Annotated in this window: 12 protein-coding genes; 7 read left to right on the plus strand and 5 right to left on the minus strand. The window is 64.4% G+C overall.

Translation table 11 applies throughout. The features are described from left to right. Nucleotides 1-291: 291 nt before the first annotated feature. Entirely contained in the window at nt 292-1,284 is a 993-nt protein-coding gene (locus ABDB81_RS17725; protein ID WP_346812502.1) for a zinc-dependent alcohol dehydrogenase family protein, read from the minus strand. A 120-nt stretch (nt 1,285-1,404) separates the two neighbouring features. Here ABDB81_RS17725 and ABDB81_RS17730 point away from each other — a divergent pair, with 120 nt between their 5' ends. After that, nucleotides 1,405-2,289 (plus strand): LysR family transcriptional regulator, encoded by an 885-nt coding sequence (locus tag ABDB81_RS17730; RefSeq protein ID WP_346812504.1) that lies wholly within the window; start codon nt 1,405-1,407, stop codon nt 2,287-2,289. A gap of 64 nt (nt 2,290-2,353) precedes the next feature. On the opposite strand, the gene kdgD is transcribed toward ABDB81_RS17730, so the two are convergent. Continuing rightward, entirely contained in the window at nt 2,354-3,268 is a 915-nt protein-coding gene (gene kdgD, locus ABDB81_RS17735) for a 5-dehydro-4-deoxyglucarate dehydratase (protein WP_137923691.1), read from the minus strand. Between the two features lie 434 nt (nt 3,269-3,702). Here kdgD and ABDB81_RS17740 point away from each other — a divergent pair, with 434 nt between their 5' ends. The 3 genes from ABDB81_RS17740 to yjjJ all read left to right on the plus strand — a co-directional run bounded on the left by ABDB81_RS17740 (nt 3,703) and on the right by yjjJ (nt 8,193). After that, nucleotides 3,703-5,061: an MFS transporter gene (locus ABDB81_RS17740; protein ID WP_346812507.1), complete on the plus strand. Its 1,359-nt coding sequence runs from the start codon at nt 3,703-3,705 to the stop codon at nt 5,059-5,061. Between the two features lie 16 nt (nt 5,062-5,077). Further along, nucleotides 5,078-6,661, plus strand: coding sequence for a galactarate dehydratase (gene garD / locus ABDB81_RS17745; protein WP_160473929.1), 1,584 nt, complete (start codon nt 5,078-5,080; stop codon nt 6,659-6,661). A gap of 176 nt (nt 6,662-6,837) precedes the next feature. Next, nucleotides 6,838-8,193, plus strand: a complete 1,356-nt coding sequence (gene yjjJ, locus ABDB81_RS17750; RefSeq protein ID WP_346812511.1) for a type II toxin-antitoxin system HipA family toxin YjjJ — start codon at nt 6,838-6,840, stop codon at nt 8,191-8,193. 10 nt (nt 8,194-8,203) lie between these two features. Here yjjJ and ABDB81_RS17755 read toward each other — a convergent pair whose 3' ends face one another. The 3 genes from ABDB81_RS17755 to ABDB81_RS17765 form a co-directional block, all read right to left on the minus strand. After that, complete coding sequence (locus ABDB81_RS17755; RefSeq protein ID WP_160473927.1) at nt 8,204-8,572, minus strand: 5-carboxymethyl-2-hydroxymuconate Delta-isomerase; 369 nt, start codon at nt 8,570-8,572, stop codon at nt 8,204-8,206. Between the two features lie 77 nt (nt 8,573-8,649). Next, nucleotides 8,650-9,528, minus strand: coding sequence for an IclR family transcriptional regulator (locus ABDB81_RS17760; RefSeq protein ID WP_237380555.1), 879 nt, complete (start codon nt 9,526-9,528; stop codon nt 8,650-8,652). An 8-nt stretch (nt 9,529-9,536) separates the two neighbouring features. After that, on the minus strand, nt 9,537-11,117 hold the full coding sequence (locus ABDB81_RS17765; protein ID WP_137923686.1) for an AMP-binding protein: 1,581 nt from the start codon (nt 11,115-11,117) through the stop codon (nt 9,537-9,539). Nucleotides 11,118-11,430: 313 nt separating this feature from the next. On the opposite strand from ABDB81_RS17765, the gene ABDB81_RS17770 reads away from it, so the two are divergent. The 3 genes from ABDB81_RS17770 to ABDB81_RS17780 are packed head-to-tail and all read left to right on the plus strand — an operon-like array spanning nt 11,431 to nt 13,768. Next, nucleotides 11,431-11,730 (plus strand): DUF3649 domain-containing protein, encoded by a 300-nt coding sequence (locus ABDB81_RS17770; protein ID WP_137923685.1) that lies wholly within the window; start codon nt 11,431-11,433, stop codon nt 11,728-11,730. After that, nucleotides 11,730-13,382, plus strand: a complete 1,653-nt coding sequence (locus ABDB81_RS17775) for a PepSY-associated TM helix domain-containing protein (RefSeq protein WP_346812518.1) — start codon at nt 11,730-11,732, stop codon at nt 13,380-13,382. The genes ABDB81_RS17770 and ABDB81_RS17775 overlap by 1 nt, the downstream gene beginning before the upstream one ends. Beyond that, entirely contained in the window at nt 13,379-13,768 is a 390-nt protein-coding gene (locus tag ABDB81_RS17780) for a DUF3325 domain-containing protein (protein ID WP_237380552.1), read from the plus strand. Before ABDB81_RS17775 ends, ABDB81_RS17780 begins: the two co-directional genes overlap by 4 nt. The last annotated feature ends 122 nt before the right edge of the window (nt 13,769-13,890 follow it).

Here is a 13,890-nt window from a genome sequence, read left to right on the forward strand (position 1 = left end):
GGCCGGCCGACGGGGGAGCGGGATGCCAGGACAAGGCTCTCGATCTCCGCCGTGGCGCGGACATCAAGAGCAATTTCCTGCCGCCCTTCGGAAAGAAGGGATGGGGCGGTTGAACGCTTCTACTCTTCGCTATGCACTGAGCAGGTTTCGGGCCAGCCGGTTTGGTGCGTAAAGCCGGTCCTGGCAAATGGCACATACGCTGAAATCACCGGAATGACGCATCGCACGTTGCAAGTTGGTGCGCTGGAATGGGCCGGAACGGTGCAATGCCAATGCTTGACCGTGACGCCTTCAATCCAGTTCGACCACGATCTTGGCGCGTGCCGTGCCCCCCGCAACGACTTCGTAAGCCTGCTCTGCCTGGACCATCGTGAAGCGCCGCGGATCCACGACGGGACGCAACTGTCCGCATTCCGCCAAACGCGTGGCCTCGGCCAACATCTCGCCATGATGCGCACGCAGCTTGCCGGTCAATAGCGGATACAGCGTGAACACACCGGAGTAGGTGGCTTCGCGGAAGGACAGCGGCGCCAGCGCATGCGTTCCCCACCCCAGCGCGCTGACCACATGGCCGAAGTGCCTGACAGCGGCGAATGAGGCATCGAGCGTGGGGCCGCCGACCGTGTCGACAACGAGATCGAATCCTTCGCCCTGGGTCAACTCGGCCACGTACTGCTCAACCGTCTGCGCGCGATAGTCGATGGGCGTCGCGCCCAGTTCGGCGACCAGATCGAGATCCTTCGCACTGGCAGTGGCGAATACCGACGCACCGAGAGCACGCGCCAGTTGCACCGCGATATGTCCGACGCCGCCGGCACCGCCCTGCACGAGCACGGTCTGACCGGCCCCAAGGTGTGCACGATCGACGATGCCCGCATAGGCTGTGATGAAGGCCAGCGGCAACGCGGCGGCCTCGCGCATCGACAGATTGCCCGGCTTGCGGGCCAGCAGGGCGGCGTCGACGGCTGCGTACTGGGCAAGAGAACCCTGGATGCCGCCCACGCCGCCTGTCATGCCATAGACATCGTCACCCGGCTGGAAAGCGGTCACGCCTGCGCCGATTGCCTCTACCGTGCCGGCCATGTCGATGCCGAGGACGAGCGGCAACGGATGCCGGGCGTGCGCGGCGGCGCCAGCGCGGATCTTGGTGTCGAGCGGATTGAGGCCGCTCGCTGCGATGCGCACCAGCACCTGTCCCGGACCCGGTTCGGGCCGCTGCAGCGTGGTGGATACGAGTGGGCCGCCGTATTGATTCAGCACCAGAGCTTGCATGGTCGATGTCATGTTCTGCCTTCCTTTCGGTCATCACGCGATGCGGTCTTGCATTCCGCGTGTCATGGCATTCATCATGTGCCATGCGGAATCGCATGAAAATCAACAATATCGAATGGCACCCAATCGAAAATGCATGAGCTAAAGCTGGAGTGGAGTGATCTGCGCATTTTCCTGGCGATCGCACGAGCCGGGACGCTTGGCGGCGCTGCGAAGCTCGTTGGCCAGACACAGCCGACCATGGGACGCCGTTTGCGCACGCTGGAGGAGGCAGTAGGGCAACTGCTGTTCCACCGCACCACCGACGGTCTGGTGTTGACCGATGAGGGCAACGCCGTGCTGGTGTATGCCGAGCGCATGGAAGAGGAGGCGCTGGGGCTGGCACGCGCACTGGCTGGGCATGGCAACGAACTGGCCGGTCCCCTGCGCGTGACATCGTCCGACTGGTTCGGCATGTATGTGCTGACGCCGGTCTTTGCACGTTTTCTTGGGCAACATCCGCTGGTGTCACTGGAACTGGTGACGGATTCGCGTCAGCACAGCCTGGCCCGCCGCGAAGCCGACCTGGCATTCCGCATCATGCCGTTCGAGGAAGCCGACGTTATCCAGCGCAAGCTCATGCACATGGAATATGCGTTGTATGGACACCGCGAACTGGTGGCGCCGCGTGCAGGAGACGGGACGGGCGCGGCACTCATCACGATGGATACGGCTTTCGATGCGCTGCCAGACGTGGCATGGGCGCGGCGGATGCTGCCGCAGGCGCGCACCGTGTATCGCAGCAACAACCGGGGTGTACAGGCGCGCATGTGTGTCGAGGGCGGCGGTTTCGCGGTGCTGCCGTGTCCGCTGGGCGATGTCATGCCGGATCTTGTTCGCGTCGATCTGGGCGAAGCGCCCCCCGGACGCGATGTCTGGTTCGGCTTTCACAAGGATCTGCGGCGGCTCGCCCGCTTGCGCGCCCTTGTGGATCTGACGATGGATTCGCTCGGCCAGAGCCAGGCGCCGAGCGAATAAAAAAAGCCGGCACAAGGCCGGCTTTCAAACTTCAACACTACAACTCAACGCAAATCGAGGATGCTTACTGCGGTCCGAGCTTCTTGATCAGGGCGTCCAGCATGCCGTGTTCTTCTTCGGTCAGGTCGGTCAGCGGTGCACGCACCGGACCGGCGTCGCGGCCCACCAGCTTGGCGCCGGCCTTGACGATCGACACGGCGTAGCCATGCTTGCGGTTGCGGATGTCCAGGTACGGCAGGAAGAAGTCGTCGATCAGGCGACCCACGGTGGCGTGGTCGTCAGCGGCGATGGCGCGATAGAACTCCATCGCGGTCTTCGGGATGAAGTTGAACACGGCCGACGAGTACACGGGCACGCCCAGTGCCTTGTAGGCGGCGGCGTAGACTTCGGCGGTGGGCAGGCCGCCCAGGTACGACAGGCGATCGCCCAGCTTGCGGCGCACGCGCACCATCGCTTCGATGTCACCCACGCCGTCCTTGAAGCCGATCAGGTTCGGGCACTTGTCCACGACCTTGGCCAGCAGATCGGCACCGATGCGCGAGTTGGCACGGTTGTACACGATCACGCCGCACTTGGTGGCCTTGCAGACTTCTTCGATATGGTTGGCGATGCCGTCTTCGCTGGCTTCGGTCAGGTAATGCGGCATCAGCAGGATGCCGTGGGCGCCCAGGCGCTCGGCTTCCTTCGCGTACTCGATGGCCACGCGGGTCGGGCCACCGGCGCCGGCCAGGATGGGCACCTTGCCACGGCAGGTTTCCACCGCCGTGCGGATCACGTTGGAGTAATCCTGCTGCGTCAGCGAGAAGAACTCACCCGTGCCGCCAGCGGCAAACAGGGCGGTGGCGCCGTACGGGGCCAGCCATTCCAGGCGCTCTGCGTAGGTATCGGCGCGGAAGTTGCCTTGCTTGTCGAAATCGGTAATGGGGAACGAGAGCAGGCCCTCGGAGATGATCTGCTTGAGTTCTTGCGGAGTAGTCATGTCGCTCTTCCTGATCGCCACATGGCGAAATAGTGATGTTGGGGTGGAACAAGGGCGTCTTGTAGCTCGTTCCACCGTGTCGATGGCTTCGAGATAAGTCATCGTACAACTATCAACTTGACCATGCAAGCAATACGGTCGGATTTGAGGGAAAACCCCGTGTTCAGGTTGCTGCTAACCTGTCATCCGGGCACCTTGCCAGGTCCATTTCGGCATACCGTCCGGAAGGGGTGCATCACCCGCCAGACCGCAAGCTAATTGAAAGCAGCCGTTTTTGGGCGCGATGCACGGCATGAGGGCGCGGTGCACCGACTCAGGGTAAACGCGCGCTGTGTCAGGGGGAACCCGATCACTATAATTCTGGTCGTACGACGACATATCACAAGCCGGTCCCAACGCATTCCTGCATCAGGCCCCGGTTGTGAGGAGACCCGATGACCGCAACACCCACCACCGGCGCAGCTGCCGCCTCCGGCGCCCGCCGCACCAATGTCCGCTACTGGATCCTTGCCCTGATCTTCATCGTGACCACGGTCAACTACGCCGACCGGGCCACGCTATCCATCACCGGCCCCGCCATGCGCGAGGAGTTCGGCTTCACGGCTGTGCAGATGGGGTACATCTTCTCGGCGTTCAGCTGGTCCTACGTGATGGCGCAGATTCCGGGCGGCTGGATGCTCGACCGTTTCGGCGCCCGCCGCATCTACGCGGTGAGCATCTTCTTCTGGTCGCTGTTCACGCTGCTGCAAGGCTGGATCGGCATTTTCGGCACGGTTGGCGCCACGTTGTCCGCGCTGTTCGCGCTGCGCTTTGCGGTGGGCCTCGCGGAGTCGCCGGCGTTCCCGGCCAATGCCAAGGTTGTGGCGAGCTGGTTCCCCACGGATGAACGCGGCACGGCATCGGCCATCTTCAATGCGGCCCAGTATTTCGCTGCCGTGGTGTTCACGCCGCTGATGGCGTGGATCGTCCATAGCTGGGGCTGGCACCACGTCTATCTGTGGATGGGCATCATGGGCATGCTGCTGGCGCTGGTCTGGCTCAAGGTCATGCGCAGCCCGGCCACGCATCCGGCCGTGAATCCCGCCGAACTTGCGCACATCGAGCAGGGCGGCGGCCTGATCCACATGAACGAGGGCGAGGGCAAGGCGAAGGAAGCCAGCCCGACCGGCTGGTTCTACGCGAAGCAACTGCTGACGAATCGCATGCTGGCAGGTGTCTACCTGGGTCAGTACTGCGTCAACGTGCTGACGTACTTCTTCCTGACATGGTTCCCCGTGTACCTGGTGCAAGCGCGCGGCATGTCGATCCTGAAGGCAGGCTTCGTGGCCTCGCTGCCCGCGATCTGCGGCTTCCTCGGCGGTGTACTGGGCGGCGTGATCTCCGACGCGCTGCTGCGTCGCGGCCATTCGCTGACCCTGGCCCGCAAGGTGCCGATCGTCGCCGGCATGGCGCTGTCGATCTCGATGGTGGCCTGCAACTACGTGGATGCCGAGTGGCTGGTCGTGGCCATCATGGCGCTGGCGTTCTTCGGCAAGGGCATCGGCGCGCTGGGCTGGGCCGTGGTGGCCGATACGGCGCCCAAGGAAGTGATCGGCATGGCCGGCAGTATTTTCAACACGTTCGGCAACATTGCCGGCATCGTGACGCCAATCGTGATCGGCTATATCCTGAGCACGACGGGCTCGTTCAACGGCGCATTGGTGTTCGTCGGTATCAACGCCCTGGTCTGTGTGCTGAGCTACCTGGTGATCGTCAAGGACATTCGCCGCGTGGAACTGAAGCACCCCCAATAAAGAAGGAATCCCCCAAATGTCGGACTTGTCGGTTCAGAACGTGGCGGCGGCGCCCAAGCCGCTCTACATCCGCATCCACGCGAATGACAACGTGGCCATTGTTGCCAACGACGGCGGGCAGCCCGCCGGCACCGTGTTCCCGTGTGGCCTGACCCTGGTGGAACATGTGCCGCAGGGCCACAAGGTAGCACTGGTGGACCTGAAGCAGGGCGATGCCGTGACGCGCTACAACGTGACCATCGGCTATGCGCTCAAGGATCTGCCGCGCGGCAGCTGGGTCAACGAGCGTGTCATCGAGATGCCCGTGGCGCCCGGCCTGACCGACCTGCCGATCTCCACGCGCCTGCCCGAGCCGCTGCCGCCGCTCGACGGCTATACGTTCGAGGGTTTCCGCAACCCGGATGGCTCGGTGGGTACGCGCAACATCCTGGCAATCACGGAGACCGTGCAGTGTGTGTCCGGCGTGGTGGATTTTGCCGTGCGACGCATCAAGGCCGAACTGCTGCCGAAGTACCCGAACGTCGATGACGTAGTGGGTCTGGAGCACACCTACGGCTGTGGCGTGGCCATCGATGCGCCCGACGCCATCATCCCGATCCGCACGCTGCGCAACATCGCGCTGAATCCCAATTTCGGCGGCACCGCGATGATGGTGAGCCTGGGCTGCGAAAAGCTGCAGCCGGATCGCCTGATGCCGCCGGGAACCATCCCGATCCAGACCGGCGCTGGCGAAGTGCAGGTGGGCGTGGTCTGCCTGCAGGACGACAAGCATGTGGGCTTCGCGTCGATGATCGATTCGATCGTTGCGATGGCAGAGAGCCACTTGAAGACGCTCAATGCACGCAAGCGCGAAACGGTGCCCGTTTCCGAGCTCGTGGTGGGCGTGCAGTGCGGCGGCAGCGATGCGTTCTCTGGCGTGACCGCCAACCCGGCCGTGGGTTTCGCCACCGACCTGCTGGTACGCGCCGGCGCAACCGTGATGTTCTCGGAGGTGACCGAAGTGCGCGACGGCATCGACCAGTTGACCTCGCGCGCCGCTACACCCGAAGTGGCCGAGGCGATGATCCGCGAGATGGACTGGTACGACAAATACCTGGACCGCGGCCGCGCGGACCGCAGCGCCAACACCACGCCAGGCAACAAGAAGGGCGGCTTGTCGAACATCGTCGAGAAAGCCATGGGCTCGATCGTCAAGTCCGGTAGCGCACCCATCGCCGGTGTGGTCTCGCCGGGCGAGCGCGTCAAGACACGCGGCCTGAACTACACCGCCACACCCGCCAGCGATTTCATCTGCGGCACGCTGCAAATGGCCGCCGGCATGAACCTGCACGTGTTCACCACGGGGCGCGGCACGCCGTATGGTCTGGCCGAAGTGCCGGTCATCAAGGTAGCCACGCGCAGCGACCTCGCACGCCGCTGGCATGACCTCATGGACATCAACGCGGGCAGTATCGCCACCGGCGATGCGACTATCGAGGACGTGGGCTGGGAACTGTTCAACCTGATGATCGAGGTGGCGAGTGGCCGGAAGAAAACCTGGGCCGAGCACCATGGCCTGCAGAACTCCCTGGCACTGTTCAACCCGGCGCCGGTGACCTGATCGGGGAGTGCGGGAGGGGTCTTAACAAACAATAAAAAACAGAGCGATGTCGCTGCGTAAGCGCGACATCGCTCTTGTGCTTTTTAGGACACTTCAAGTAAGCCCGGTCGCATGTGTCGCAGCCAATGGTATAGTCCAGTATCTATTCATGATTCTATTCAAGAATCTATTCAGATATGGCTTCGCTCCCCGATCAGATCCGGTTCCGGCTCGCCGGTGGCCCGGCCACGGCGCGCCAACTCATTGGAAATATTGGAGTTAGTCAGCCAACGCTGTCGCGCGCCATCCAGGGCATGGATGGCGAACTGGTTCGACTAGGCGCTGCCCGATCTATTCAATATGCCTTGCGTGACACTGCTCGCGGGTTTGGCGAAGTGCCGGTCTATCGCGTGTGTTCGGACGGTACGATCCGCGCGCTGGGCGATCTCATTCCCGTGCGGGCGGACGGCTTCGTGATGCGCGAAGTGGAGGGGGGCGTTACCCGTTTCAGCGACAGCCTGCCGTGGTGGCTGCTGGATATGCGGCCGCAGGGTTTTCTCGGTCGCGCCTATGCCGCGCGATATGCGCAGGGGCTGGGCCTGCCCGCCAATGTGGCCGAGTGGAACGATAGCCAGATCATGCGAAGTCTGATCGCGCAGGGCCAGGACGCCGTGGGCAATCTGTTGCTGGGCGACCTCGCGCGCGACCGCTTCCTGAGTGCCAAGGTGCCGAAGCCGCTCGCGGAAGCCGGAAAGGGATCGGTCTACGTGCGGCTGGCGCAAGAGGCTGCGCGGGGTGAGTTACCGGGATCATCTGCGGGTGGCGAGCAGCCCAAATTCACGGCCTATGTCGATACGACGCGTGGGCCACGGCATGTGCTAGTGAAGTTCACGCTCCCCGAAGACAACGCGATGACCGAGCGCTGGCGCGATTTGCTGCTGACGGAGCATCACGCGCTGGAGACACTCGCGGCGTCAGGCATCCGCGCGGCACGATCGCATGTCGTCGATCACGGTTCGCAGCGATTCCTGGAGGTGGAGCGATTCGACCGGGTCGGGCCGCTGGGACGTCGGGCGCTGTTCTCGCTGGAATCTGTCGAAGCGGAGTTCGCCGGTCAGGGCAGCGCCATCTGGCCGGTGATTGCCGCGCAACTTGCCAACGAGCGACATATCACGCCGGAGTCCGCAGAAAACGCCGCATTGCTCTATGCGTTCGGCACGCTGATCGGGAACACCGATATGCACAACGGCAATTTGTCCTTCACCAACGGCGAAGCGCTGCACGCGCGTCCCTACGTGCTGGCACCGGCCTACGACATGCTGTCGATGGGATTCGCGCCGCGCGCGAGCGGCGCCTTGTCTAACACGCTGTTGCCGGCCAACTTGCGCTCCAGTGTGCCGAATGCAATCTGGATGCGTGCGTACAGCATGGCCGAAGACTACCTGAGCGGGCTGCGTGCCGAACGCCGCTTTTCCGCAGCATTCGGCCCGTGTCTGGATAGCCTCGCCACCCATATCAGGGAAGCAGGCGCGAAGGTCTCGCGCCTGGGGTAGCAGGGGCGATTCAGCCGCCAATCACCTGCTTGGCGAACGTCGCGCGTTCCATCTCCACGACATTCACCGTCACTTGCACGGACTGTCCTTCAGTGCCGGGCCGCACGCATTCTGCGATGGCGCTGGCAACACGTTCGCCAAGATCCTTGCGGATGGCCTGATCGCGGCCGTCGAGGATCTGGAGCGTGGCGTGCACGAAGCCACGATCACCCTGTTCGGTCCCGCGGCGATATGTGTCGAGCATGATCACGCGCGACTTGATCGACGGTTCATCGAACTGGCCGCTGGCGAGCAGTGCGGCATTGCACTCGTCGAGCAGTTCTTCCTTCGAGCGGGCCAGGCGGGTGTTTTCAGTGATTTCGACGATGAGGTGGGGCATGGGATCGGGTCGAGTGAGTGCGCAGAAAACCCGCATCGTACGGCAAACGCGGGGTTCCTGCTGTACTGGAATAACGCTCAGGCGGTGACGCCGAACGTGGCCTCGATCCTGCGGACGTGCTGTTGCAGCAGCGGGCGGACCTTCTCCAGCAAATGCGCCGGCGGCACCAGCGCGTTGGGTCCGCTGCAGCTCAGCGTCATGGGCGGCAGCGACGGGCCGGGGCGGAAGGCCAGCGCAATCGAGTTGATATCGGGCAGCCATTCGCCAAACGACGTGGTGCAGCCCAGCCGGCGATGCTCGTCGCGGCATTGCATCAACATGCTCTCGGCCGTGGGCGCGGGCGTCTTGTCATCGGTGCGGAACGCTGCCAGTGCCTGACGTTGCTCCGTGTTCGACAGCGCCAGCAGGTAGGCGCGGCCCGCCGCCGTGGTCAGCCCCGATACGCGGCTGCCCACGGGCACGCGCAGCGTCAGGTAGCTCTCGGCCTGGCAGTTCTCGAAAATCAGCATGCGGCCACGATCGCGCACGATGAGCGAGGCCACACCCTTCGACAGATCGGCCAGTTCCTGCATGAACGGACGCGCCACGGCCAGCACATCGGCGCCCTGTTGCGCGGCTGGGGCCAGCGCGAGCGCCGAACTGCCGAGGCGGTAGCGCACAGGATCGGTCAATGCCTGCAGGTAGCCGAGTTCGGTCAGCGTATGCGTGAGCCGCGAGATCGTGGACTTGGGCAGGCCGCAGCGCTGCGCCAGTTCGGCATTGCCGAGTTCGCTGTCGAAGGCGCGGAAGCAGGCCAGCACGTCAAGGCCGCGCGCCAGGGCCGTGACGAAGTGGCGGTCTTCCTTGCGCACGCTTTCCTTCTTCGCTGGCGTGGCAGGGATGGTGGCGGCCTGCGTGGTGTCGAAAGTGTCCGGCGCGGTGGTCAGTGTCTGTTCCATATGTTTCATATGTTCCATGGCGTGGCTCACAGGTTGCCGGCTGCAAGCTGCTCGCGCAGCTTCGCCTTGAGAATCTTGCCGGACGGTGCGGCGGGCAGTTGCGTCACGATGCGCACTTCGGCGGGCATCTTGTACGGCGAGAGACGCTCGCGCAGGAAGGCGCGCAGCGCGGCCTCGTCGAGCGTCATGCCGCCGCGTACCTCGACGAACGCGATGACTTCCTCGTTTCCCTCGATCGCCCGGCCTACCACTGCCGATTGCAGCACGGCGGGGAATGCGTTCAGCGATTGCTCGACTTCCTCGGGATACACGTTGAAGCCCGAGTGAATGATGATTTCCTTCGAGCGGCCCACGATGGACACCGCACCATCGGCGTCGATTCGTGCGAGGTCGCCGGTATGCAGCCAGCCATCGGTATCGATGGTCTGCGCGGTCAGGTCGGGGCGCTTGTAGTAGCCCTTCATCACGTTCGGGCCGCGCACCAGCAACTCGCCGCTGCCATCGGGCAGGGGCGAGCCGAGCATGATCTCCACGTCGGGCACGGCCGCGCCCACGGAGCAATCGCTACGCGGCGTCTCCACGCGCGTCTGGCAGACCGTCGGCGATGTCTCCGTCATGCCATAGCCGTTGTGCAACACGATGCCGAATGCCTCTTCGAAGGCCGCCTTCAGCGTGGCCGTCAGCGGTGCGCCGCCGGACTGCGCCATCCGCAGCGCGGGCGTGCGCAGGGACTGGCCGTTGGCACGGCTCCACTCGATGACCTTGGCGTACATGGCGGGCACGCCGTGTAGCACCGTCAGTTGTTGATCCACGAGTGCCCGAGCGAGCTTCTCGGGACGGAAGCGCGGCTCGTAATACACCGTGGCGCCGTTCGACACCGGGCCGACCAGCAACACCGACAAGCCATACACATGCGAGATCGGCAGCACGCCGTAGACGCGGTCGCCGGGTGCCACGCGCGACTGCAGCCGGTTGGAATGGCCGATGAACATCAGGTTGGCATGCGTCAGCATCACAGCCTTCGACGCGCCCGTAGTGCCCGTGGTGTAGATCATCGCCGCCACCTGCTGGCGTGGGTCGGCCTCCACCGGCTCCGTGACCGCCGCGTCATCGACGGCGCTGACCAGCAGGCGTCCGACATGGGTCCACTCGGTCCACTGCGCACCACGGGCGAGGCCATGCTCGCGCGCTTCGGGGAAATCGTTGTCGAGATAGAGCGTCACCCGCGCGCCGGCGTGCTCGACGATGTTGGCGATTTCACGCGCCGAGAGCCGCGCGTTGACGGGTACGGACCACGCGTCGATGGCGCTGAGCGCGAGCAGCAGCACGGCGCATCCCACGCTGTTCTCGGTCACCAGCACCACGCGATCGCCGCCCCGCACGCCGAGTTGCGTCAGGGTCTGGGCGGTCTCGCGGACGGCTTCATCAAGTTCCGCATAGCGCAACGCGCGGTGTGCGTCCATCACGGCAATGCGGTCGGGATGGCTGGCCACCCATGGCGCCATGGTCTGGTGCAGGCGAGCGAATGCTGGCTGGAAGGGGGGGTGCGATACAGGAATGGCGGACGCCGGGCCAGACTGGCCCGCCGGTGCGGCGGTACTGCTCATGTTGTCTCCAGGCAAGGCTCCGGCGTGAGTCCGCCGGTATTCGATGTGGTGCATCGTCCCATCCCGATCCTGCGGGCGTCAACCGCGTGGCGGAATGATGGTTCTGCCTGACGGAATCAACTGGCAAGTTTTGTGCGAATATCGCCGTCCTGTGTCTATCGCCAGGCACGCTCGGATGGTCGGCAGTTTGTGGGAAATCGCGACATGTCTGCCAATGTCTGCTCATCCCAAACCCTACTCGTCACATAACGCGGCAGACATCGGAGATGGGAACGATTATCATGTGCGTTACTTTTTGAGACATCGTAGAAACATGAAGCAGGGGATTACGGTCGCATACCGCGCAGGCATTGCCTCGCGCGCCATCGCGGCCATTCTGGGCGGCTATGGCGTTGCGGCGCTGGCTACCGGCTGCCTGTCGCTGGTGCTGGCGCAGTGGGTGGGCATGGCGCGGGCCGAGGCTGTGGTGACCGCCACGCTGTTGTCGTTCCTCTGGTTTGCGCTGGCCGTGATCTGGGTGTTTGCCGCCGATTCGGCGCTGCGTGCGTGGATCGGTCTGGCAATTCCTGCTGCGGTCCTGGCATTGGGCTGGTTTGCCCTGGGTGGTGCGTGATGACTGAACTCAGAAAAGGTCAGGGGCTGCGCCAGGCCATGGCGTGGCTCCATACGTGGTCCGGCCTGCTGGTCTGCTGGTTCCTGTTCCTCGTGTTCTGCGGCGGCACGGCCAGCTATTACCGCGACGAGATTTCGGTGTGGATGAAGCCGGAACTGCATGCGTCGCTGAACAGCAAGGTGTCCGAGGTGGATGCCGCGCAGCGCGCCTACACCTTCCTGCAGCGCGAGGCGCCCAATGCGGAGCGCTGGTTTATTTCGTTGCCCGACGAGCGTAATCCCACGATCTCGCTGTTCTGGCTCCGCAAGCCGACCGCCGAGGACAAGGGCAAGAACAACCGCGCACGGCTTGAAACCCGAACGCTCGACCCGGCCACCGGCGAGCCGATTGCCGGTGCGCGCGAAACCCGCGGCGGCGATTTCCTGTATCGGCTGCACTTCGACCTGCACTACATGCCGGCGATATGGGCGCGCTGGATCATCGGCTTCTGCACGATGTTCATGCTGGTGGCCATCATCAGCGGCGTGATCACGCACCGGCGCATCTTTGCCGATTTCTTTACGTTCCGCGCCAGGAAGGGACAGCGCTCCTGGCTCGACGCGCACAATGCCGTGGCCGTGCTGGCACTGCCGTTCCACTTGATGATCACCTACACGGGCCTGGTCACGCTGATGCTCTTGTACATGCCGTGGGGGATCCAGTCGGTGTACAAGGGCGACGAGCGCACGTTCAACACCGAACTGGCCGCCCGTGCGCCGCGCAACCTGAAGGCGTCGAAGGACAGCGCGCCACTGGCGCCCATCGCGCCGATGATGGCGCAGGCCAACGCGCGCTGGAGCGATAGCGGCATCCAGCGCATTACCGTCGAACAGCCCAACAATGCCAGCGCCACCGTGGCGCTCACGCGTCGCGATGAACGCAGCATGCGGACCACGCCGCCGTCGATGGTCTTCACCGGACCCACCGGCGAGTTGAAGGCGACGCTGGGCGAGGAGATGGCCGGTGCCAGCGCCACGCGCTTCACGATGGTGGGCCTGCATGTGGCCCACTTCGCGCCAACGCTGCTGCGCGTGCTGTTCTTCCTGTCCGGCATCGCCGGCACGCTGATGGTTGCCACGGGTGCCGTGATGTGGGCCGTCAAGACACGACAGCACCATGCCAAGCGCATCGCCGCCACGGGACGCACGCCGTTCGGCCTGCGGCTGGTGGAGGCCCTGAACCTGGGTGCGATTGCCGGTCTGCCGATCGCCTTCGCCACGTACTTCTGGGCCAATCGCCTGCTGCCCGTGGATATCCCGCAACGCTCGGCCGCAGAGATCCAGGCATTCTTTGCCGCCTGGGCGGCTGCTGCGGTGCTCGCGCAGATTCGGCCGACGCGCGGCATGTGGCGCGTGCAGCTATGGATCGGTGCGGCGCTGTTTGCCGGGCTGCCGGTGCTCAATGCCTTCACCACGTCCACGCACCTCGGCGTCACGCTGTTCCACGGCCCGGCTGTGGTGGCGGGCTTCGACCTGACCGTGCTCGCGCTGGGTATTGGCTTGGGAAGTGCCGCGTGGCTCGTCGGAAAACGCAAGGCGCCGCGCAAGGCCGCAGCCCCGAAAACGGCCAAGGCCACTCCGAGCAACGTGAAGGGTATCGAGGTGCCGCAATGAGCGATGTCGGGATGCTGCCGATCGGGCCTGCCTGCGTGGCCGGCCTGGGGTTCGCCGTCGCCGGTTTCACGTGGCTGGCGACCGCAATGGATCGCCATCACGCGGACATGTTCGGACGCGGCACGTCGCCGGAACCGGCACGCGCCAGGCGCCTGCGCTGGCAGGGGGCGTTTGCCCTGGCCCTGGCACTTGCGGCTTGCGTGCTGGCCGAAGGCTGGGCGTTTGGCGTGGTGTATTGGGGCGGGCTTCTCACGCTGGGTGCATTGACCGTGGCGGGAACGTTCTCCTGGGCACCGCACGCGTCGCCACGCGTGGCGCGGACGGCGGTGATCGTCGGGGTTCTCGCAACAACGCTATCGCCCTTGCTGGCGCCAGTCCACGGCTAGTCTTCCCCATCTGTCGGATGGTCTTCGAGCAACGCCACCAGAGCGTTGCCTTCATTTTCTGGAATCGGGTTAAGCCTGCACGCGCGGAGGGATTGCGCGGCGCAAAAATTATTCTTTTGGGA

The organism is Cupriavidus sp. DL-D2 (genome assembly GCF_039710735.1).
Lineage (GTDB): Bacteria > Pseudomonadota > Gammaproteobacteria > Burkholderiales > Burkholderiaceae > Cupriavidus.